Here is a 23,137-nt window from a genome sequence, read left to right on the forward strand (position 1 = left end):
TACAAATTGTATAAACGGATATTTTCGCTTGTTTTATTATTAGTGCTTGTTGGAATTGTTATCGCAAATGTGCTTCAGAACAGAGCTGCGGACAATGCTGCTGAAGAAGAGGAAGCGGTGCTTGTAGACGATGGATCTTCCAGTCAGGGAGCTGCGATTGCACCTGCGGAAAGTGCCGGAGTAGAGCCTGGTGAGCCAGCTCCAGATTTCGAACTGGAGACATTAGAAGGAGAGACTTTCAAACTTTCTGATTTGCAAGGAAAGAAAGTGATTTTAAACTTCTGGTATTCCTGGTGCCCGCCTTGTATTGAAGAAATGCCTGAAATACAGGAATTCTATGAGGAATATCAGGATGAGGTTGAAGTTGTTGCTGTCAATATGACGAAGCATGAGAATCAGCTTTCGGATGTTGGCGATTTTATCGATGAGCATGAGCATACCTTTACTGTTCCTTTAGATAGAGAGGATACGTTAACGGAGCCGTATGTTGTCTATGCCGCACCGACGACATATTTTATAGGTACGGACGGAAATATACAACAGCCTAGAAGAATCGGGCCGATGGACTATGAATTTATGGAAGAAATGGTTCAAGGAATGGATTGATTGAAAGAGAAGCAAGGAGGAAGAAAGTTTGTTAGTTACAGAAACACCAATAGAAGTAAGATACCAAGAAACTGACCAGATGGGTGTCATCTACCATGCAAACTATCTTGTTTGGTTTGAAATCGGACGTACAAAGTTTGTAGAAGCCTTGGGGCTTAACTACCATCAAGGAATGGAACAGCAAAATGTGGTTTCTCCAGTGATTGATGCTCAGATTTCATATAAAAACGCAATTCGTTATGGTGAAAAACCTGTTGTAAGAACGTGGCTTGATGCTTATGACGGCTTGCGTACGGTTTACCGTTATGAAATTTTGAATGGATCTGGAGATTTAGCTGTCACTGGTACGACGACCCATACGATTGTTGATAAAGATACGTTTCGGCCGCTGTCTATTCGAAGAAAATTTCCTGATTGGCATGCAGCATATCAAAACCAGCTTGGCAGTTAAGAAAGTATAAACTTTCTTACTGCATAAGTGTAACTAAGGTTGTCACCTAAAGGCTTGGTGACAACCAAGTTTTCTAAAGAAAGAGGAATAGGAATGGCTTTTGGATTAAAAAGAGAAGAGTTAAACGAGTGGAAGCGGAATGTCCGTGCCGGAAAGATTGATTTTATTACTCATTATTGGCTGGATGACCGTTTTCCAGGCTGTAATACAGTAACCAAAGTGGGTTGCAGTGATTTGGAAAAGTTGAAAGAATGGGGTAGAAAATATCAGTTGGATGAATCCTGGATTGATTTAAAGCCCAAATATCCCCATTTTGATTTATTCGGGGAATACCAGTGGAAAATTTTAAAATCAGAAAACCGGCTGGAACAATTAGAGCGGTTTAAATAATTATTCAACTTTCGCACATTAAATAATAACTTCATTTCCATAGAAACAGGAGTTGATTGTTCCTTCGCTAACACCCTTGATAAAGAATAGAAGGTGAAGTGTATATCACCGCTGCGGCGGACCGTTTTGCTTTCCTAGGGGCACGCTCTTCAGCTAACTTTTGCCAAGAAGGGCACTTGGCAAAAGTGGATCTTCAGATGGTGCTGATCCCTTAGGAGTCAAAACGGTCCGCCTCCGCTAGTAAGATATTCTATATGTGAAAAACAACTCACCAAACAGATATTCCAGATAGAACATATTTTTTATGCTGTATGGTAAAATGTTCCGCCAAGATTACTTTCTGTGCATAAAAGCGATTCCTTGTATTTCATATCCATGCTACCATGATTGGGGTGTTCAGACGAAAGCTGCTATTTCCTTCATCTTATTAAAATCTTGTTTCTTTCATTCGCTGTAGAATCCTATCAGAGCGCAGGCCAACCACGGAGACTCCTAAGTGGTTTACAGGCTAAACCCGTGACTCCTGTCACAACGCCTGCACTTGCACGTCCTGGGACTGCGATTACTCGCCCCATCGAAAACATTTGTGCATCGCAGGGCGAGCTGAAGATCCACTTGAAAAGCGGTTCTCTTTTTAAGTTAGCTGAAGCCGTCCCCATGGAAAGCGGAGTGGTTGGCCGGAGCGGAGCTATGCACCATCACCAATTCCAAAAAAGCCGGATATTTAACCAAAATGCAAGTATGGTAATGGAGAACATGCTTACCCTGGAATAGCAAGATATATTTGCTTATTCTTAGGTGCGAAAGTTGAGATAATTAAAAAACGCAGGCGGACTTATGTCTTCGCCTGCGTTTTTAGCATATCATTTTTACAATCAGTTTTTCTCAGGATATTCAATTTTTGGTTCTTTTTGTGTCTCGTCATAAGAAACAGATAAGTCTGCACCTTCAAAATACCAATCGTCTGATTCTTCGATAAAGAAATGGATCCCTTCTACTGATGTGGAAGCAGATTCGTTTTCAGGTGCTTCTGCTTTGATACCGAGGGAAAAACCGGCAATTCTGCCGCCGACTCCGCCATATCTCGGGAAGAATCGTATATTCTTTTCGTTTTGTAAATCTAATTCCTCTTTATACCATTTTGCTGCTTGTTCTGATACGGTGATTTCCATTATATCTCTCCCTTTTCCTGCTGTTTTTTCTTTTCCCTTTTTTCCGGAACGTAATCTACGCCGCCTGGGTGAAATGGATGACATTTACTTATTCGCTTTATAGTTAATATTCCACCTTTAAAAAATCCAAAACGCTGAAATGCTTCCAATGCATAAGCTGAACAGGTTGGATAGAAACGACAGGTTGCTGGTGTAAAAGGGCTGATAGCAAGCTGGTAAAAACGAATCAGTCCAATAAAAATATATTTCATTGGACAGTTACCCTTGTCTGTTACGTTTATCATAGGTAACAGAAGCAATCGCATCATGCATATGAATTGATTCTTCATTACGGCATGCTACATGAAACTTCATTACTGCCGGCAGCTCGTAAAGGTCGGCAGCAATCAAGCGGACCATATCCTCTACAAATCGGGGGTTTTCATAAGCTGCTTCTGTCACCATTTTTTCATCCGGTCTTTTCAGGATAGGGTGGAGTCTGGCACTTGCATTGCTTTCTGCAGCTTCTAACAAAATGCCCTTCCAATCCCCATCTGTATTAGAAAAGCTTGGCTCCAGTTCGGTTTCCACTGTTACATTACCGCGCTGGTTATGAGCGCTGTATTCACTGATTTCTTTGGAGCATGGGCATAATGTTGTTATTTGTACGTTTAAAGAAACACTGATTTGATAATCCTCGTATTTGGAGTAACGTACGGAAACAGCTGCTTCTGCATGGTTTAAACCAGCAGCATAGGTTTGCGGCGCTTTCCGCTCATAGAACCAGGGGAAGCTGACAGAAACCGTCGCATCTGTTTGTTCCAATTTCACGGCCAGATCTTTTGCGAACTGTTTTAATTCATCAATAGAAACGGTAAATCCGCCTTGATGATATTGCTCTAACAGCTCCATAAAACGGCTCATATTCGTTCCTTTGCTATTCGCAGGGATGCTGGATGAAAAGGTGAACGTGCCGACAGTGGTTTGCTCAAATGGTGCTTGTCCGCTTAAAACGCGGACAGGGTATTTTACATTTGAAACACCGACAACATCCAAATCAAAAAGAAAATCACGTTTTACATTTTGCAGGTCAGCCATTTCATTTTTTTCAGTCGGTTTTTTCTTCTCGCCAGGAGGAACAGAACCAAATAATTTATGTCTTTCTTCCTTTGAAGGAAGTTTTTTTAATGGAATCGTGTTTAATTGATGCATAAAAACGTCCTTTCCTGATAAACATCTGAAAGCTTAGACTAGAAGCTCAAGGATGTTCAAACAATCTTTAATTATAGCCACTAGTATACTGAATTCGGCTTAAATATTCAATTTATCGGCTTTTTACATCCAGGTTATTTTAGGCTCTGTTCCATTTATTATCCGTTTAATATTTGCCCAGTGTCGATACGCCACAAAAGCAGTTAATATCAGGATAACGACGGACAACCCGGTATTTTGGAAAAACAGTGACGCAAAAAAGGCTACAACTCCCGTAATCATAGAAGAAAGGGAAACATATTTAGATAAATATAATGACAGTAAAAATGTTGCAATCATAATAATAAACAGGATAGGGTTGATTCCTAGTATCATCCCTCCCGATGTTGCAACAGCCTTTCCGCCTTTAAATTTAGCAAATATCGGATAAGTATGGCCTAAAACAGCGATAATACCTATTATCAATGGATAAGCATCCGCATGAAATAATTGAGGCAATACAGCAGCTAATGTTCCTTTTAAAATGTCGCCCAGGATAACGATGCTTCCTGCTTTTATTCCAAGCACACGAAAGGCATTAGTTGCTCCAAGGTTGCCGCTTCCATGCTCACGAATATCTATTTTATAACCAAGCTTGCCGATGATTAAGGCAAATGGAATAGATCCTAAGAGATATGCGATAATCCCGAAAATAATATAATCCATACGTTCCCAACTCTCTTTTTCAAATTCTTATTCTATGTTCCTATGGCTATTTTAGCATGAACCAATCTGTTTAAGTACAAAATTTTTTAGAAAAACGCAGTAAAGCTCTCTTTTAAGAATAAATTATTCTCTTTATCCTTGATTTAAAGTGAAAAATAAAACCAGGACAGGTTTTTAAATGTGTACAAGCGGGAATCTTTTTACGAAGGAGGTTATTCTTATGATTACATTTAAGGACATAACAAAAACATACCCTGATGGGACAACCGCTGTCGATCAATTTAATTTGACAGTCGAAAAAGGGGAATTTATGACGCTGATTGGTCCCAGCGGCTGCGGTAAAACAACAACAATGAAGATGATTAATCGTCTGATTGATCCCTCTGCAGGAACAATATACATAAACGAGAAACCGGTAAGTGATTATTCCATTGATGCATTACGATGGAATATTGGATATGTTCTGCAGCAGATTGCTTTATTTCCTCATATGACTGTTCAGGAGAATATTCAAGTTGTTCCAGAACTCCTGAAATGGAAAAAAGGAGAAAAAGAGAAACGAACAGATGAATTATTGGAGATGGTGGGGCTCGATCCATCAATTTTTAAAAAAAGATATCCAAGCGAGCTTTCGGGAGGGCAGCAGCAGCGTATCGGTGTTATCCGGGCATTAGCTGCAGATCCTGACATCGTATTGATGGATGAACCATTCAGTGCACTCGATCCAATCAGCCGGGAGCAATTACAAATGGATATCGATAAATTACAAAAAGAGATCAAGAAGACGATTGTATTTGTTACCCATGATATGGACGAGGCATTGAAAATGAGCGACCGGATTTGTTTAATGAAAGAAGGTGGTGTGGTTCAATGCGGTTCGCCTGAACAATTAATGAAACACCCAAAAAATGATTTTGTGGAGGAATTCATTGGAAATCGAAAATCAGCCTGGCTGACATCTGTTCAGGAAGTCATGAAAAAGGAGATACCAGCTGCTCGTGACCGGGAGCTGGAAAATGTCGTGACAATTCCTGCAACAAGTACAATAGAGGATGCATATGCAATAATTCAATCAGTAAATCAGATTGATTTTCCGGTAGTCGCTGACAACCAGAAAATCATCGGAATTGTTACAAGGGATGAATTGCTTCAATACTTCTATCAGCAGGAGAAGGAAGGGGCGAGTGTTCTATGAAGGAATTTATAGACGTGTTCCAGAATCGGCAGGATATGCTTCTTCAGGCGATTTGGGAGCATTTGCAAATTTCTTTGATATCACTTGGAATTGCGATTTTAATTGCTGTGCCGCTCGGAATTATGCTGACCAGATATCCGCGCATTGCTGAGCCTATCATTGGCACATCCGCTGTTCTGCAGACAATTCCGAGTCTTGCTGTGTTGGCTTTTTTGATCCCATTTCTAGGAATAGGTATTCAGCCGGCTATCGTTGCCCTAGTCCTTTATGGACTACTGCCTATCTTGAGAAATACATACACAGGGATAGACGGTGTAGATCCTGCCTTACGGGAAGCTGCCAGAGGCATGGGGATGAATACAAAAAAACAATTAATGCGAGTAGACCTGCCAATTGCGATGCCGGTTATTATGGCTGGTATTCGCACCTCTATGGTTCTTATCGTTGGAACTACAACTATCGCAGCTTTAATTGGCGCTGGCGGACTTGGAGATATCATTTTACTCGGTCTGGACCGGGGCGGAGATATTCCGCTTGTATTATTAGGTGCGATACCGGCAGCTTTATTAGCTGTTATGCTTGATTTTATTCTGCGTTTATTCGAAAAGCTGTCTAAAAAATATGGCATTCAGGCATTTATTGCGATACTTGTTATTGTTGTACTTGTCATCACCATTCCCTTGATGATTCCAAGCAGCCAAAAAGGAGAAGTTGTGATAGCCGGGAAATTAGGGGCTGAACCAGAAATTATTATGAATCTCTATAAAATTTTAATTGAGGAAGAAAGTGATATCACTGTTGATTTAGAACCGAATCTCGGAAAAACAGATATGGTATTTAACGCACTCCAGCAGGGCAGCATTGACATTTATCCGGAATTCACAGGGACGGTTATCGTTTCGCTGCTTGATGAACAGGCGAAATCCAATGAAGCAGAGGAAGTATATGCACAAGCCAGAGACGGTATAAAAGAAGCATATAATTTGGAGCTTTTAGAGCCAATGTTGTTTAATAATACGTATACGGTAGCAGTTACAGAAGAATTTGCGGAAGAAAACAATTTGGAGGATATCTCTGATTTGAAGTCGATTGAAAACCAGGTAACAGCTGGATTCACATCCGAGTTTAATGACCGCTATGATGGCTATGTCGGGATGCAGGAAGTATATAACCTGGACTTCAACGAGGTAAATACAATGGATCCAGGCCTTCGTCAGGGGGCAATTTCGGGCGGCGAGGTAGATGTGATTGATGCCTATGGAACAGACAGCTATATGGTAGAATTAGGGTTAGTATCCTTGGGAGATTCTGAAAATCTATTTCCGCCATATCAGGGCGCACCGTTAATGCGGGCAGATACGTTAGAGGAATATCCAGAGCTCGAGGACATATTAAATCAGCTGAGCGGACAAATCACGGATGAAGAAATGCAGGAAATGAATTATCAAGTGGATTATGAGGATGCAGCTGCAGAGGATGTTGCCAGAGATTATCTGATGGAAAATGGTTTCATTGAATAAGGTAAAGAGAAGATGCTAAGTACGTTATTAAAGGAGGAATTATCATGTCCATTGAAAATCCAAGTAAAGAAAGAATAAAAGAAATTCTGGAGAATGCGAAGACGATTGCAGTTGTAGGCTTATCTGCTAATCCAGAAAGAACATCGTACCAAATAGCTCATAGAATGCAGGAAGAAGGATATAAAATTATTCCTGTCAATCCAACCATTGATGAGGTTCTTGGGGAAAAAGCCTACAGCTCCCTGGCAGAAGTAGACGAACCAATCGATATTATCAATGTTTTCCGCCGTCCGGAGCATCTGCCTGATGTCGCAAAAGATGCTGTACAGACGGATTGTAAGATGTTCTGGGCGCAGCAGGGAATTGTGAATGAAGAAGCTTATAATTATTTAAAAGAGCATGATTTTGAAGTCGTTATGGACCTTTGCATTAAGGTGTTACACGCAGTTTTATTGAAATAGTGTATAAACAATTAAAGACTGAGCCAGGCATGATAAGCCAGGTTCGGTCTTTTTGTTTCAGCGGATGCAGCTGCCAGCTTGCCCGGGTGAAAAGCATCTTCTGCTGACTATGCGCTTGTCACAGAGACAATGCAACGGTTATTGCAGCAAAAACGTATTAACCTGACCCGCATTGGTGCAGTTGCTCGTCCCGCCGGAGAACTTTTACGTGTATTCTCATCGCTAAAAAACGGGGTCGACAATTGTCTGTGATTCTATGTAAATAAATGATTACCTTGCTTTTCTGCGATTTTTCCCATAAGATATTAATGATGTAAATATGGATATAGTGCGTTTACCCTTTATGTGGAATGAGCATGTTTAGACTAGACGGAGAAACAAATTTTGCTCTATAGTGTATAAACAAGGTTTTATTTATCACCGATAAGCGTTTATAAACTTTCCTCGAAAGGATGCTTCATGTTATATAGATAGAACAAGGGTTGAAAGAAGCGTAATATAAGTATAGCTGCCTCCCATTCTAACCTGCAGACTTTTATCAACAAAAATTGTTTTTCTGTTAGAAGATTGCAATGAAGTTTCACTTTATAAGAAAGCATGGCATTTTAAAAGGGCCTCTTGAAAGCGCAGGCTGCTTTTTCGAAGCTCCTTATACTTTAATCATGTAAGTCCTGATTGAATCGCTGACTCGTATCGAGGATAAACATTTATGAGGAACGCTAATACAGGAACATTGTGTTCGTGTTACAAGCAGGATGATTTTCTGTTTGCTTAATAAGAACGAATGTTCTATGATGTATATAGAGGTAGTATTGAAAGGAGAAGATGATTCGTGGAGAAAGAATATCAATACTCTGATAGCTCCATTCAGGTGCTGGAAGGACTGGATGCTGTACGAAAACGCCCAGGAATGTATATTGGGAGTACAGACATTCGCGGGCTGCATCATCTTGTTTATGAAATTGTTGATAATGCTGTTGACGAAGCGCTGGCTGGTCACGGCAATCAAATTACGGTAACCATACATAAAGATGACAGTATTTCTGTGGAAGATAGCGGCCGCGGTATGCCGATCGGAATGCATGCAACCGGAAAACCAACCACTGAGGTTATATTTACTGTGCTGCATGCAGGCGGAAAGTTTGGGCAAGGAAGCTATAAAACAAGCGGAGGATTACACGGGGTAGGTGCTTCTGTTGTTAATGCCTTATCGGAATGGCTGACAGTAACCACTTACCGCGACGGTCATAAATATGAGCAGCGTTTTGAAAATGGAGGACACCCGGCAACGACCTTAGAGGATAAAGGGCCTTCCAGGAAGAAAGGCTCCTGTATTCATTTTAAGCCGGATCCATCTATCTTCTCGACAACGGTATTTAATTTTGAAACGATTTCCGAGCGTTTACGGGAATCTGCCTTCTTATTAAAAGGGCTAAAAATCGAACTGAAGGATGAACACAATGGAGAGCGGCAGATTTATGAATATCCTGATGGCCTAAAATCTTTTGTAGAGTGGCTTAATGAGGAAAAGGACGTGCTTCAGCCAGTTGTTTCATTTGAAGGGGAGCAATCGGAAATTGAAGTTGAATTTGCTTTTCAGTTCAATGACGGCTTTGCTGAAAATATGCTTTCCTTTGTAAACCATGTGCGGACCAGAGACGGTGGTACACATGAATTTGGAGCCAGAACGGCAATTACCCGTACTATAAATGATTATGCAAGAAGAGCAGGGTTATTAAAAGAAAAAGATAAGAACTTGGAAGGGACAGATATCCGGGAAGGATTAACTGCGATTGTGTCCGTCCGTGTTCCGGAGAACAAGCTGCAATTTGAAGGTCAGACAAAAGGCAAGCTGGGAACAACAGAAGCCCGTTCGGCCGTTGATGGCGTAGTATCTGAACATCTGACATACTTTTTAGAGGAAAATGCAGAGATTTCTTCTTTGCTGATTAAAAAATCTATCCGTGCAAAAGAAGCGCGGGAAGCTGCCAGAAAAGCACGTGAGGAAGCTCGTACCGGGAAGAAACGAAAGCGAAAAGATACGTTGCTTAGCGGAAAGCTGACCCCGGCACAATCAAAGAACCCAAAAAAGAATGAGCTTTATCTTGTAGAGGGAGACTCTGCCGGCGGTTCAGCAAAGCAAGGGCGCGACCGTAAATTCCAAGCTGTGCTTCCGCTCCGGGGGAAGGTTATCAATACCGAGAAAGCTAAGCTGGAGGATGTCTTTAAAAATGAAGAAATTTCAACGATTATCCATACGATAGGTGCCGGAGTCGGCGGAGATTTTAATTTGGAAGACGTCCAGTATGATAAAATTATTATTATGACCGATGCAGATACCGATGGAGCGCACATTCAGGTGCTGTTGTTAACCTTTTTCTATCGATATATGCGTTCTTTAGTGGAGTCGGGAAAAGTGTTTATTGCTCTCCCGCCGCTGTTTAAAGTATCTAAAGGAAAGGGAAAACAAGAAAAAACACGTTATGCCTGGGATGAAAATGAACTCCAAAAAGCAGTGAAGGAATTAAAAAATGGCTATGATATCCAGCGTTATAAAGGTCTCGGGGAGATGAATGCGGATCAATTGTGGGAAACAACGATGAACCCGGAATCACGTACACTTATTCGTGTATCCATTGATGATATAGCGCGTGCAGAACGGAGAGTAACAACGTTAATGGGGGATAAAGTAGAACCCCGCCGTAAGTGGATTGAAGGTCATGTTAAATTTGGTTTGGAAGAAGATGCAACCATTTTAGAAAATGAAAATATTCATAAGGAAGATTAGTTCGGATTGTAAGGAGTGATTCCATTTGGATCAAACAGAGAAATATTTAGATCTCCCCTTAGAAGAAGTTATCGGAGATCGCTTCGGAAGATACAGTAAATATATCATTCAAGATCGTGCACTGCCTGATGCCAGAGACGGCTTGAAGCCTGTACAGCGGCGTATTCTTTATGCCATGCATGTAGAGAGAAATACGCATGACAAGAATTTTAGAAAAGCTGCTAAAACGGTTGGAACCGTAATCGGGAATTACCATCCACATGGAGATTCTTCTGTATACGAAGCAATGGTCCGCTTAAGCCAAAACTGGAAGGTACGTAACAGACTGATAGAAATGCACGGGAATAACGGCAGTATCGATGGAGATCCTCCTGCTGCAATGCGTTATACAGAGGCAAGATTATCTCCGATTGCGTCAGAGCTTCTTCGGGATATTGACAAAGAGACAGTTGAATACATCCCTAACTTCGATGAAACAACTGATGAGCCGGTTGTTTTACCGGCGAAATTTCCGAATCTCTTAGTAAATGGTTCTACAGGAATCTCCGCAGGGTATGCAACCGACATTCCGCCTCATAATTTAGGAGAAGTAATCGATGCAGTGATTATGCGAATCGATAAACCGGAATCAAGTGTAAATGATTTAATGCGTGTGCTGAAAGGACCTGATTTCCCGACCGGCGGTATTATTCAAGGGGTCGAAGGAATCAAAAAAGCATATGAAACCGGCAAAGGAAAGGTTGTCGTTCGTGGAAAGGCAGCCATTGAAACGTTAAAAGGGAATCGTGAACAAATCGTTGTGACAGAGGTACCTTTTGAGGTGAACAAAGCAGCAATGGTGAAGAAAATGGACGAGCTCCGTATTGACAGGAAGGTCGAGGGCATTGCGGAAGTGCGCGACGAAACAGACCGGACAGGCCTCCGTATTGTTGTTGAGTTAAAGAAGGATGCAAATAGTGAAGGTATTTTAAACTTTTTATATAAAAACACAGACCTGCAGATCACATACCATTTCAATATGGTTGCTATCAAAGATAAAACGCCGACACTCTTATCCCTGCCGCAGCTTCTAGATGCATATGTCAGTCATCAGCGCGAGGTTGTAACGAATCAAACCCGATTTGATTTAAATAAGGCGAAAAAGAGAGCGCATATTGTCGAAGGCTTAATCAAAGCAATTTCGATTTTAGATGAGTTGATTGCCACCATCCGTGCATCAAAAGATAAGGCGGATGCAAAAAACCAGATTATGGCTAAATATGGTTTTACCGAACCGCAGGCGGAAGCAATTGTTACCTTGCAGCTTTATCGGCTGACAAATACGGATATTGTTCAGCTTGAGGAAGAAGCTAGCGAATTAAGAAAACAAATGGAGAAGCTGTCTGCTATTTTGGAAAGCGAAAAGAAATTACTGCAAACCATTAAAAATGATTTAAGACAAATCAAGAAAAAATTTGCAGATGACCGGCGCACTCATATCGAGGAAAAAGTGGAAGAACTGAAAATAAATATTGAGGTGACCGTGGCAAGTGAGGATGTGTTAGTTTCCGTAACCAGAGACGGTTATGTCAAACGAACCAGCCTGCGGTCCTATGCAGCTTCCAATAGTGAGGATTTACCGCTGAAGGACGATGATCATCCGATAAGTCTCCTGGAAATCAATACAACAGATAATATCATGTTATTTACGAACAAAGGAAGATATATTATTTGTTCTGTTCACGAGCTTCCGGATATACGCTGGAAGGATATGGGACAGCACATTTCACATATTGTTCCGTTGGAGAAAGAAGAGCATTTGATTAAGGTCATACCTGTACGTGATTTTAAAGAAGAAGACGGCTTTCTAATGTTCTTTACTCGAAATGGCATGGTCAAACGCAGCGAATTTCAGCTTTATGAAGCGCAGCGACGTGGTAAGGCGTTAATTGCATTAAATCTGAAGAATGATGATGAACTGGTTCATGTAAGCCGTACAGATGGCAGGAAAGATATATTTATTGCAACCAACAAAGGCTATGGTCTATGGTATGAAGAAGCAGAAGTGTCCATTGTCGGGCAGAGAGCAGCCGGAGTAAAATCGATCTCTTTAAAAGAGGATGATTTTGTTGTCAATGGACAAGTATTTGATCTGGAAGCGCCAAAAGATTTATTTATCATTACGCAGCGCGGAGCCAGCAAACGCATGAAGCTAAAATCCTTTGAAAAAGCAAGCCGGGCGAAGCGCGGATTGCTTATGCTGAAGGAATTAAAGAAAAAACCGCATCGGATCCAAGGATTCTTTATGGTGAATAATCAGGAAATGATTTGCTATAAAACGAAAAATGGCGATACACAGAAGGTATATCCGCTGGAGTTATCCGCCTCCGATCGTTATGGCAACGGATCGTTTATGATTGATGCCGATCAGACCGGTGAAGTGATGGAAGTATATAAAGAAACAGTGTATGAAAAACCATTTGAAAATAATGATGAAGAATCGTAAAAAAAATGATATTAACTCCCTGACAATGCCAAAACATTGTTAGGGAGATTTTTGTATTTTAGTTGAATAAAGAAGTCAGAGCAGCTGCTCAAGAAAAAGATTTTTATCTTTTCCTTTGCCTAATTCCCAGCTTTTGATAAAATGATAATGTAAGCGTGTTCAATTCGTCAAAAGGGGGTACGAGAATGGATTTTGATTTAACGAAGGAACAAAAGATGATTCAGCGGATGGTTTCTGACTTTGCTGAAAAAAACATCCGTCCAAGAGCAATCGATATTGATGTTAATGCAGCTTTCCCGGAAGATATTTTTCAAGACATGGGAGAGCTTGGTTTATTAGGGATTCCATTTCCTGAAAGCTATGGGGGATCTGACGGCGACACCGTTTCGTATGCCATCGCTGTAGAGGAAATCGGCCGACGATGCGGAAGTACAGGATTGAGCTATGCAGCAGCAGTTTCATTAGGGGCCAGCCCCATTTATTATTTTGGAACAGAAGAGCAAAAGCAGCAGTTTTTAAAGCCGATTGCGGAAGGTCGCTCTCTGGGAGCATTTGGTTTAACAGAGCCGAATGCAGGATCTGATTCCGGGGGAACAAAAACGACTGCTAAATTAGACGGAGACGAATATATTATTCAAGGGGAGAAATGTTTTATTACCAATGCCAGTTTTGCAGATTTTATTATTGTAACGGCAGTCACGAAAAAGGATGCAAATAACAAGAATAAAATATCTGCCATCATTGTGCCGACAGATGCTGAAGGGCTGACTGTCCGCAGTGATTATGACAAAATGGGTGTGCGCGGGTCAGATACCGCAGAGGTCATCTTGGATAATGTCCGTGTTCCCAAAGAAAATTTACTTGGTACAGAACATCAAGGCCATCAGCAATTTTTAAAAACATTAGATGGAGGAAGGATTTCTATTGCGTCATTAGCTGTCGGTATTGGTCAGGCGGCTTTAGACCGTTCCTTGCAGTACGCAAAGGATCGTAAACAATTTGGCAAATCCATTTCCAGTTTTCAGGCGATCCAATTTAAATTAGCAGATATGGCGATGGAAATTGAGCTTGCTCGTAATATGGTTTATAAAGCAGCCTGGTTAAAGGATCAGAATAGAAGCTTTTCCAAAGAGGCAGCATACGCAAAATTGTACGCAACGGAAATGGCATTTCGTGCGGCAAATCAGGCGATTCAAATTCATGGCGGTTATGGTTATATGCGTGAATATGAAGTAGAAAGGCTGCTCAGGGATGCTAAGTTATTGGAAATTGGAGAGGGGACATCTGAAATCCAACGCTTGGTTATTGCAAGACAGCTAGGCTGCTAGAGAAGGAGAGAAGATCATGATACAAAAAGTATTGATTGCTAATCGCGGTGAGATAGCCAGAAGAATTATTCGCAGCTGCAAAGAATCAGGTATCAGGACGGTAGCTGTCTATTCCGAAGCAGATGAGAATGCTTTATTTAAACAAGAAGCTGACGAAGCTTATCCTATCGGTCCTTCACAAGTGCAGCAAAGCTATCTTCAATTAGATAAAATTATAGAAGTGGCCAAAAAAACAAATGCCGATGCAATTCATCCAGGCTACGGTTTCTTGAGTGAAAGTCCTTCATTCGCTGAACGCTGTAAAGAAGAAGAAATTATTTTTATTGGACCGGAAGCGGCTATTTTAAGTCTGATGGGAAGTAAAATTGAAGCTCGAAAAGCGATGATAGCAGCGGGGGTGCCTGTAATTCCCGGTACTGATCGTGCGGTGGAATCGCTGGAAGAAGCGGTCACTTTTGCTGAGCAAATTGGCTACCCTGTGATGTTAAAAGCATCTGCAGGCGGTGGAGGTATCGGAATGGAGGTTGTTCACACTTCGGATGAACTGCGAAAAGCTTTTGAAAATAACTCCAAGCGGGCCTTGTCTTTCTTTGGAGATGGAGCAATGTTTTTAGAGAAACACATAACAAACAGCCGACATATTGAAGTACAGGTTTTAGCAGATTGTCATCAGCATACGGTTCATTTATTTGAAAGAGAATGCTCTATTCAGCGCCGGAACCAAAAGGTGTTAGAAGAAGCCCCATCGCCATCTATTTCTGAAGCACTTCGCATGAAATTAGGAGAAACAGCTGTTATCGCTGCGGAGGCAATTGATTATACCAATGCCGGAACAATTGAATTTTTAGTTGATGAATCGGAGCAATTTTATTTTCTGGAAATGAATACACGTATTCAGGTAGAACACCCCGTCACAGAAGAAATAACAGGGATTGATATTGTCAAAGAACAGATCCGTATTGCCAATCAGCAGGCACTATCTTTTACACAGGAAGAAATCACACGAAACGGCCATGCGATAGAAATAAGAGTTTACGCAGAAGACCCCATTCGATTCTTTCCGTCGCCTGGTAAAATCACAGCACTGGAACTGCCTGAAGGAGCAGGTATCCGTAATGAATGTGCTGTCACCTCCGGAGATACGGTAACGCCTTTTTATGATCCGATGATTGCAAAATTGATCGTTTTCGGGGAAAACCGGGCAGAAGCGAGGAATAAGCTGGAAAAAGCGCTGGGTCGGTTCAAAATAGAAGGGATAAAAACCAATATACCGATGCTTCAGGAAATCATCACCTATGAGGCATTTAAAAAAGGAAATACACAAACAAACTTTTTAAGTAAATATTATCAACCAACTACAGGAGGGAATTAAGATGGAAATCAAAGCATCGATGGCAGGAAACGTATGGAAAATTACAGTGCAGCAGGGAGAGGCTGTGGAAGAAGGGCAGGATGTCGTTATTCTCGAGTCAATGAAAATGGAAATTCCGATTGCTTCAGAGGGAAAAGGAATTTTGAAGGAATGGAAGGTCCAAGAAGGAGATTTTGTTAATGAAGGAGATACGATTGCAATCGTTGACTAAATCAGTTTGGAGTGAATGCCTATGCAACTTGTAAACGTTGAAACAGTAGATAATCATATCGCTGTTATCACATTAAATCGGCCGGAAGCTGCCAATGCGTTATCTTTTGCGTTATTAACAGATTTAGAGAATTGTATTCAAAAAATCCGTGCTGATGATACTATACGCTGTGTGATTATTACAGCCAGCGGAGAAAAAGCTTTCTGTGCCGGAGCAGATTTGAAAGAACGAAAGGCAATGAATGAGGAGGAAGTTGTTGCTGCTGTACAGAAAATTAGCAGACTTGCCGATTCCATAGAAAAAATAGAGGTCCCTGTAATTGCTGCTATTAATGGCGTCGCCTTTGGAGGCGGGCTGGAAATCGCTTTAGCCTGTGACCTGCGTATTGCAGCCAATCATGTAAAGCTGGGGTTGACGGAAACCTCTCTGGCGATTATACCCGGAGCCGGCGGGACACAGCGTTTGCCAAGATTAATCGGGGTCGGGCAAGCCAAAATGCTTATTTATACTGCCAAAACAATTTCAGCAGAGGATGCATTAGTCATTGGACTGATTGAGCGGTCAGTCGCTGCTTCTTTTTTACAAGACGAAGCAATCAGTATCGCCCGGAAAATAAGCCAAAATGGGCCGATTGCTATGAAGCAGGCTAAAAAAGCGATTAATCAGGGGATAGATCTTCCGATAGATGAAGCGGTTCAACTGGAACATGCATCTTATGTAAAACTTATACCGACAAAGGACAGAAAAGAAGGATTGCTTGCATTTCAAGAGAAAAGAAAGCCTGATTACCACGGAAGTTAAAGCCAGGAAGGAGTATGCTTATATGCCTGTAAATAAGGAACTAAAGAAGCGTATAGAAAAAATAAAAAAGGGAGGAAAACAAAAGTATCACGACAGCAATGCTGAAAAGGGCAAGCTTTTTGCCAGGGAAAGAATACAGCTTCTTTTTGACTCTCATGAGACACTTGAAGATGGTTTATTTGCCAATGCGATGGATGAAGACCTGCCGGCAGATGGCGTGATTACCGTGACAGGGAAAATAAATGGCCAGACAGTCTGTGCGATGGCAAATGATTCCACCGTAAAAGCCGGAAGCTGGGGACAGCGGACGGTAGAGAAGATTTTACGTATTCAAGAGACGGCAGAACGACTGGAAGTACCTATGATTTATCTGGTTGACTCTGCAGGTGCCCGCATTACCGATCAAATAGATATGTTCCCGGGCAGAAGAGGAGCGGGACGTATTTTCTACAATCAAATCAAGCTGTCAGGAAGAGTGCCGCAAATCTGCTTATTGTTTGGTCCGTCTGCTGCCGGCGGTGCCTATATCCCTGCTTTTTGTGATATCGTTGTCATGGTTGATGGGAACGCATCGATGTATTTAGGTTCTCCGCGAATGGCTGAAAAGGTCATTGGCGAAAAGGTTTCCTTAGAGGAAATGGGCGGAGCAAAAATGCACTGTACGACCTCAGGAGTAGGTGATGTTTTAGTAGATACCGAAGAAGAAGCGATTCAATTTGCACAGAAGTACTTAACGTATTTTCCTGCTAATTTCCGGGAAAAGCCAAAAAAAGAAGCATCTGTAGAGCCAAAGTCCTTTGAGAAGCCAATCAGCGAAATTATTCCAGAAAATCAAAATGCTGCTTTTGATATGTATGAGCTCATCCATCGCACAATTGATGAAGATAGTTTTTGTGAAATAAAAAAGCGGTTTGCTCCAGAGTTAATTACTGGGCTGGCTCGTATCGATGGTCAAAGTATAGGAATCATTGCTAATCAGCCGCGTGTAAAAGGAGGCGTTCTTTTTACGGATTCAGCAGATAAAGCAACAAAATTTATCCAATTATGCGATGCGTTTGAAATTCCGCTGCTGTTCTTAACGGATGTACCAGGATTTATGATTGGAACAAGAGTGGAGAAGCAGGGGATTATCCGCCATGGAGCCAAAATGCTGTTTGCAATGAGTGAGGTAACAGTACCTAAAATTTCTGTTATTGTCCGAAAGGCTTATGGAGCTGGTCTATATGCGATGTCAGGACCTGCCTTCGATCCGGATTGCTGTTTAGCTTTTCCGAATGCACAGATTGCTGTTATGGGACCGGAAGCAGCAGTGAATGCAGTAGAAGCAAATAAAATCGCTCAGCTTCCAGAAGAAGAAAGAGAGGCATATATCGCAGAGAAGCAGGCCTCCTATAAAGAGAATATTGATATTTATCGCTTAGCTTCCGAAATGATTATTGATGATATTATTGATCCAGATCATCTTCGGAGCGAGCTGACAAGACGTTTTACCATTTATCAGAATAAGAAAAAGCAATTTACCGAGAGAAAACATGGGGTATATCCTGTGTAGGCGAATAAGAAAACGCTTAGACCAATAGGGGCTAGGCGTTTTTTATGAAGCGTATAAAACATTTATTTAACCATAATAATATTATGTAAACTATAATTTGTGTTTCGAACTGATTTCAAAAAAACTTGCTCAGATTGACCAATACCAAAATCTATGGTTGGAAAATATAATTAAAAGTGTTAAAACGACTAACGGCCGCTTACAGTAAAATTATTTTTACTCGCATCATCGATAGGTTTCGGTAAGGAACCACTTAATTTAATTAAAATTTCCGCTTGACACATTTTTTAGAATTCGATAGTATATGAAGAAATCTTAAAAAACTAAATAATGTAATTCCTTATCAAGAGCCGGGGGAGGAACTGGTCCTGTAATCCCGCAGCAACCATTACTTAAAACACAGTAAAATGGTGCTAATTCCAGCAAGCTTTTCACTTGAGAGATGAGGCAGTGTATAAAAAAACCTCTTCTCATTGGAAAGGGGTTTTTTCATTTTAAACAATGATAGGGAGGGAATAATTTCAATGGTATAAGTATGACTTAAAACCGAGTAATTAGATAGGTAAAGTTTAATTATTGCTGGAGTTGTACGAAAATAAGCGAAATGAGCTTACAGTTTTTATGATTTTATGACAAACAAAAAAACAAAAATTTTAAATGTATGAGGAGAGATTTCATTGACTAAAACAGATAGTTTATATCAAAAATCTTATTTTAACCGGATAACAGAATTAAAAGAATATGCGCCTGAAGCATTTCGAACTTTTTTTGCTTTTAACGACAAGGCATTGGCTGAGGGAAATTTATCAGTTAAATTAAAGGAATTAATTGCGGTAGCCGTAGCACACATTACTGGATGCCCGTACTGCATTGATTTACACGTGGGGAATGCTAAAAAGAATAATGCTGATAAAGAGGAAGTAACAGAGGCCATTTTTGTTGCAACAGCTCTAAAGGCTGGTTCAGCAGTTGCTCATGGTGTGAATGCGCTAAATGCGTTTGATGAAGAGGAAAAAGACGAGCTGTACAAAGCATCCTATTTTAATAGATTAACAGAATTTGGTGACATTGATGCGGGTACATTCAAGGCATTTGCTGCTTTTGATCATAAATCCATTAAAGCAGGAAAATTGTCCGAAAAGGAAAAAGAACTTATCGCGGTGGCATCAGCACACACTACAGGCTGCCCTTATTGCATTGACCTGCATACGAAAAATGCCAAAAAAACAGGGTCCAGTCTAGAGGAAATATCAGAAGCTATTTTTGTAGCAGCTGCTTTAAAAGCTGGCTCAGCAGTGGCACATAGTGTAAATGCCTTAAATGCTTTCGATGAATCATAAGTAAGCAGCAATCAAAAGAGGGTAGGGTCAACACCAAAATCAATGGTTGTCTAAATCAAATAAAGAGAAACTTTAATCAGTAGCGGTCGCGTTAACCTGACAACATTGGTAATCGCAGTCTCAGTCCCAGCCAGTTACACTACGATAAAATCTAGCTTACCAATCATAGATTTTGGTGAAGAGCCCAAATAAAAATTAATGAGAAAAGGAGTTTATCGAAACGATGACAAAACAAATTCACTTGAATGGATTTATTCAAAATTCACCTTCTCCTCATTCAACGGGATTATGGAAGCATGAAAAGGATCAGGGAACAAATCATAACGACCTGGCGTATTGGACAGAAACAGCAAAAATCCTGGAACGCGGAAAATTTGATGCCATGTTTATTGCCGATGTGCTTGGAACCTACAGCGTATATGGAAATAGTCATGAGGCAGCTGTCCGGCATGCTGTGCAGCTCCCTGCTCATGATCCGTTGATTCCGATTTCTGCGATGGCTGCTGTAACTGAAAATCTCGGCTTTGCGCCAACCATTTCTGCAACATATGCACAACCATACGCACTGGCAAGGCAGCTATCAACACTAGATCATTTAACGAATGGAAGAGTTGCCTGGAATGTGGTGACTTCTTATTTAGAAAGTGAGGCAGTCAATCTTGGTCTTTCCAGCCGTCTTCCTAAGGAACAGCGTTATGACCGAGCAGATGAATTTCTTGAAGTTGTCTATAAGCTTTGGGAGCACAGCTGGGAAGACGATGCTGTTGTTTATGATGGTGCGAATGATACATTTGCACATCCGGACAAAGTTCGATTGATCGATCATGAAGGTGAATTTTTCAATGTTCCTGGTCCACATTTGGTTGAACCTTCTCCGCAGCGTACTCCTGTTTTATTCCAGGCGGGAGCTTCACCAAAAGGAAGAGATTTTGCAGCCAAACATGCAGAGGCGGTTTTCACCAAAAATCATTCGCTGGATGCATTAAAGGCCTATGTTACAGATATTCGGAAACGAACACAGGAACAAGGAAGAGACCAGCGGGATATATTTGTTTTTCCGATGATTTTGCCAATCATTGGAGCAACGGAGGAAGAAGCGCTGGCGAAATATAAAGATTTAACGGATCATGTCAGCTATGAAGGTACTGCATCTCTTCTTTCCGGACATACAGGAATCGATTTTTCAAAATATGATCCGGATCAGTATATTGAAGATATACAGACAGAAGCAGTGCAAGGAAATCTGGATATGTATACAAAAGATCCGAATAAGAAATGGACATTACGGGAAGCGGTCAAAAATCATGGACTCGGTAATGGTACAGTGAAATTTATCGGGACGCCTGAACAAATCGCGGATCGAATGGAAGAATGGGCAGTTGAAGGTGATGTCGATGGATTCAATATCGCGCAGACATACTCTCCAGATACATTTCGGGAATTTGTGGATCTAGTTGTTCCTGAATTGCAAAAACGAGGCATTTACCGGAGTGAATATGAAGGAAAGACACTCAGAGAAAATATGTTTGGAAAAGGAAATCCCCATTTGCCCGATAACCATCCTGCGAGAAAGCTTGGCAGTTTTCAGCAAAGATAACGGGGAAGCAAATTCCACTGTTTACTCGTATGTGTAAGGAGGTCAGAGATGAGTACAATTATGCTGTATACATGGATTGGTTTTGCAATATTTCTAGCTGTTATGCTGATCCTTGGTTACATAAGTGCTAAAAAAACGAAAAACATCAGTGATTTCGCTACAGGTGGTGGAAGTCTGGGGCCCTATGTGCTGGGGTTGTCTTTTGCCGCTACTTATTTAAGTGCAGCAACATTTCTGGGTTACCCCGGCTGGACTCATGACTGGGGGCTGTCCAATCTCTGGCTGTTTTTAGCGATGATCGGCGGCGGGCCGATAGGAGTGCTGATGGTAGCCAAAAAGGTCAGGAAGCTGAATACAAAGCAAAAGTCCCTTTCCCTGCCGGATTGGCTTGGCGATTTCTATAATAGTGATATTTTAAGAGTAGGGACTGGGCTAATTTTACTGTTTAACATTTTTTATATAGCAGCTCAGTTTGTAGCAGGAGCAAGAATTTTTGAGTATCTTTTAGGGATGTCCTATACAAGCGGATTGATATTCATCGCCGCCATTGTTGTTCTGTATGTATATGCTGGAGGAGCATTTGCTGATATTTATACAGATGCTGTCCAAGCAGTTATGATGGCAATTGCAGGTTTAGCTATATTTATTTCCGGAATTATTATTTTTTGGGAAGGAAGTATTACAGCAACATTTACTGGCATTACGGACAATCTCAGCGCTCAGAATGGGAATTTAGTCAGCGTATTTAACCCTGATTCGCTTCATTTCTATTCGTTTGGGGCAATTTCTGGCGCGATTATTATTCAGTGGGCCTTTGCTTCTGCACCACATTTATTCAATAAAGTACTTGGTCTGAAGCATGAAAGAGACATGGGAAAAATGATTGTAACCTATGTTATTACCGCTATCTTTTGTCTGCTTGTTCTTTTTGGAGGATTATACAGCAGAACAGCGCTTGGAGATAATGTCGTGGCCGCTGACTTAGCATTAATGGAATATGTCGTTTGGGCCTTTCCGGCAATTTTTGTAGCTCTTTTTGGAATCGTTATTCTTGCTGCTGCCATGTCCACAACGGACGGGATATTTGTTTCCATTTCTACCGTATTTGCCAATGATATTTTCTTGAAATTCCTCATGAAAAAGAAATTTATCAATATAAGCAATGAGAGGGCGCAGAAAATTGCGCTGAAAATCAGCCGTCTAGCTGTTCCGCTGGTGGGTTTGATCGCCTTTTTAATTGTATTGAGGCCGCCCGCATATATGGGTGATGTGATGTGGATTGGAATATCTGGTATAGCTGCAGGAACGATGGGACCGATTTTACATGCTATTTACAGCAAGAAAAAAGCACCTGCGAGAGCGGCAGAACTGTCGATGGCAGCCGGGTTATTTTCCTACCTTATTATTTACTTTACTGGTATTATTCCAAGCACCATGTCAGCTGGCGCGGCAGCAACTTTTATTGGTATAGCAACGATTACGATTCTGGCAAAAATATTGAAAAATCCTTCTTTACCACAAGAGAAGGAAACAGAAAAAAATCAGGCACGGGCAAATTAAAGAGAGGGTGAGTATGGATGTTTGTTAATCCGATGCTTTCCGTATGGCTTTATGGATTTATCTTTTGTCTTATTATTATCGGTATCTCCCTTTGGAAAGGCTATTTTAAAAAATAAAATAATCGGAACATGCTGTTAAATGATAAAGTAATAGATTGATAACCTCCTGCCTGCAGGGGGTTATTTATATGTTATGCTGTTTCTGTGCTTTTTTTCAGCAGCGGCGTACTAAGCTGACAGCATTGAGACCTGCGATTACTTGCCCCATCAAAGGGCTTGAGTAAGACACTCGTTTGAAGGATAAAGAAGGCTTGTCAGTTTCACTTTATCAGAATCTGATTAGCACCTAGAAATCAAAACAAATATTGCGTATAATGAAGGTGTTATGTAAAGTACTTAAACCACCTCGTAAA

At 41.1% G+C, this 23,137-nt stretch carries 20 protein-coding genes and 1 riboswitch; of the genes, 16 read left to right on the forward strand and 4 right to left on the reverse strand.

Annotated features, from left to right (window positions below):
* Nucleotides 1–6 precede the first annotated feature (6 nt).
* From MKX55_RS10705 to MKX55_RS10715, 3 genes are all read left to right on the forward strand, one after another.
* Nucleotides 7–606, forward strand: a complete 600-nt coding sequence (locus MKX55_RS10705; RefSeq protein WP_339184803.1) for a TlpA disulfide reductase family protein — start codon at nucleotides 7–9, stop codon at nucleotides 604–606.
* A 28-nt stretch (nucleotides 607–634) separates the two neighbouring features.
* Nucleotides 635–1,057, forward strand: a complete 423-nt coding sequence (locus tag MKX55_RS10710; RefSeq protein ID WP_339238064.1) for a thioesterase family protein — start codon at nucleotides 635–637, stop codon at nucleotides 1,055–1,057.
* Nucleotides 1,058–1,150: 93 nt separating this feature from the next.
* Nucleotides 1,151–1,447, forward strand: a complete 297-nt coding sequence (locus tag MKX55_RS10715; RefSeq protein WP_042533803.1) for a hypothetical protein — start codon at nucleotides 1,151–1,153, stop codon at nucleotides 1,445–1,447.
* Between the two features lie 875 nt (nucleotides 1,448–2,322).
* Here MKX55_RS10715 and MKX55_RS10720 read toward each other — a convergent pair.
* From MKX55_RS10720 to plsY, 4 genes are all read right to left on the reverse strand, one after another.
* Nucleotides 2,323–2,619, reverse strand: coding sequence for a hypothetical protein (locus tag MKX55_RS10720; protein ID WP_339238067.1), 297 nt, complete (start codon nucleotides 2,617–2,619; stop codon nucleotides 2,323–2,325).
* Nucleotides 2,619–2,870: a membrane protein insertion efficiency factor YidD gene (gene yidD / locus MKX55_RS10725; RefSeq protein ID WP_339184811.1), complete on the reverse strand. Its 252-nt coding sequence runs from the start codon at nucleotides 2,868–2,870 to the stop codon at nucleotides 2,619–2,621. Before yidD ends, MKX55_RS10720 begins: the two co-directional genes overlap by 1 nt.
* 7 nt (nucleotides 2,871–2,877) lie before the next feature.
* The gene (folE2, locus tag MKX55_RS10730) at nucleotides 2,878–3,810 is read right to left on the reverse strand and encodes a GTP cyclohydrolase FolE2 (protein ID WP_339184813.1); all 933 of its coding nucleotides are present in this window, start codon (nucleotides 3,808–3,810) and stop codon (nucleotides 2,878–2,880) included.
* A gap of 123 nt (nucleotides 3,811–3,933) precedes the next feature.
* Entirely contained in the window at nucleotides 3,934–4,515 is a 582-nt protein-coding gene (gene plsY, locus MKX55_RS10735) for a glycerol-3-phosphate 1-O-acyltransferase PlsY (RefSeq protein ID WP_339184815.1), read from the reverse strand.
* 220 nt (nucleotides 4,516–4,735) lie between these two features.
* On the opposite strand from plsY, the gene MKX55_RS10740 reads away from it, so the two are divergent.
* From MKX55_RS10740 to MKX55_RS10800, 13 genes are all read left to right on the forward strand, one after another.
* On the forward strand, nucleotides 4,736–5,710 hold the full coding sequence (locus MKX55_RS10740) for an ABC transporter ATP-binding protein (protein WP_339238069.1): 975 nt from the start codon (nucleotides 4,736–4,738) through the stop codon (nucleotides 5,708–5,710).
* Nucleotides 5,707–7,230, forward strand: a complete 1,524-nt coding sequence (locus tag MKX55_RS10745; protein ID WP_339238071.1) for an ABC transporter permease/substrate-binding protein — start codon at nucleotides 5,707–5,709, stop codon at nucleotides 7,228–7,230. The genes MKX55_RS10740 and MKX55_RS10745 overlap by 4 nt, the downstream gene beginning before the upstream one ends.
* A gap of 50 nt (nucleotides 7,231–7,280) precedes the next feature.
* Entirely contained in the window at nucleotides 7,281–7,691 is a 411-nt protein-coding gene (locus MKX55_RS10750; protein ID WP_339185213.1) for a CoA-binding protein, read from the forward strand.
* Nucleotides 7,692–8,523: 832 nt separating this feature from the next.
* A complete protein-coding gene (parE, locus tag MKX55_RS10755; RefSeq protein ID WP_339184821.1) occupies nucleotides 8,524–10,479 on the forward strand; it encodes a DNA topoisomerase IV subunit B in 1,956 nt (651 codons plus the stop codon).
* Between the two features lie 25 nt (nucleotides 10,480–10,504).
* The gene (gene parC / locus MKX55_RS10760) at nucleotides 10,505–12,964 is read left to right on the forward strand and encodes a DNA topoisomerase IV subunit A (protein ID WP_339238073.1); all 2,460 of its coding nucleotides are present in this window, start codon (nucleotides 10,505–10,507) and stop codon (nucleotides 12,962–12,964) included.
* Nucleotides 12,965–13,149: 185 nt separating this feature from the next.
* Entirely contained in the window at nucleotides 13,150–14,292 is a 1,143-nt protein-coding gene (locus tag MKX55_RS10765; RefSeq protein ID WP_339238075.1) for an acyl-CoA dehydrogenase family protein, read from the forward strand.
* A 16-nt stretch (nucleotides 14,293–14,308) separates the two neighbouring features.
* A complete protein-coding gene (locus MKX55_RS10770) occupies nucleotides 14,309–15,664 on the forward strand; it encodes an acetyl-CoA carboxylase biotin carboxylase subunit (RefSeq protein ID WP_339238077.1) in 1,356 nt (451 codons plus the stop codon).
* A 1-nt stretch (nucleotide 15,665) separates the two neighbouring features.
* Nucleotides 15,666–15,875, forward strand: a complete 210-nt coding sequence (locus MKX55_RS10775; protein WP_042533822.1) for an acetyl-CoA carboxylase biotin carboxyl carrier protein subunit — start codon at nucleotides 15,666–15,668, stop codon at nucleotides 15,873–15,875.
* Nucleotides 15,876–15,896: 21 nt separating this feature from the next.
* Nucleotides 15,897–16,676, forward strand: coding sequence for an enoyl-CoA hydratase (locus MKX55_RS10780; RefSeq protein WP_339238079.1), 780 nt, complete (start codon nucleotides 15,897–15,899; stop codon nucleotides 16,674–16,676).
* A 22-nt stretch (nucleotides 16,677–16,698) separates the two neighbouring features.
* The gene (locus tag MKX55_RS10785; protein ID WP_339238081.1) at nucleotides 16,699–18,228 is read left to right on the forward strand and encodes an acyl-CoA carboxylase subunit beta; all 1,530 of its coding nucleotides are present in this window, start codon (nucleotides 16,699–16,701) and stop codon (nucleotides 18,226–18,228) included.
* 337 nt (nucleotides 18,229–18,565) lie between these two features.
* Nucleotides 18,566–18,677, forward strand: a riboswitch (SAM riboswitch).
* 222 nt (nucleotides 18,678–18,899) lie between these two features.
* Nucleotides 18,900–19,568: a carboxymuconolactone decarboxylase family protein gene (locus MKX55_RS10790; protein WP_339238499.1), complete on the forward strand. Its 669-nt coding sequence runs from the start codon at nucleotides 18,900–18,902 to the stop codon at nucleotides 19,566–19,568.
* Between the two features lie 223 nt (nucleotides 19,569–19,791).
* Nucleotides 19,792–21,165: an LLM class flavin-dependent oxidoreductase gene (locus MKX55_RS10795; RefSeq protein ID WP_339238083.1), complete on the forward strand. Its 1,374-nt coding sequence runs from the start codon at nucleotides 19,792–19,794 to the stop codon at nucleotides 21,163–21,165.
* Nucleotides 21,166–21,213: 48 nt separating this feature from the next.
* Nucleotides 21,214–22,725 carry a sodium:pantothenate symporter gene (locus MKX55_RS10800; protein WP_339238085.1) on the forward strand — a complete coding sequence of 504 codons (1,512 nt, stop codon included), beginning with the start codon at nucleotides 21,214–21,216 and terminating at the stop codon, nucleotides 22,723–22,725.
* Nucleotides 22,726–23,137: the final 412 nt, after the last annotated feature.

The organism is Oceanobacillus sp. FSL W7-1281, from assembly GCF_037969835.1.
Taxonomy (GTDB): Bacteria; Bacillota; Bacilli; order Bacillales; family Amphibacillaceae; genus Oceanobacillus; species Oceanobacillus oncorhynchi.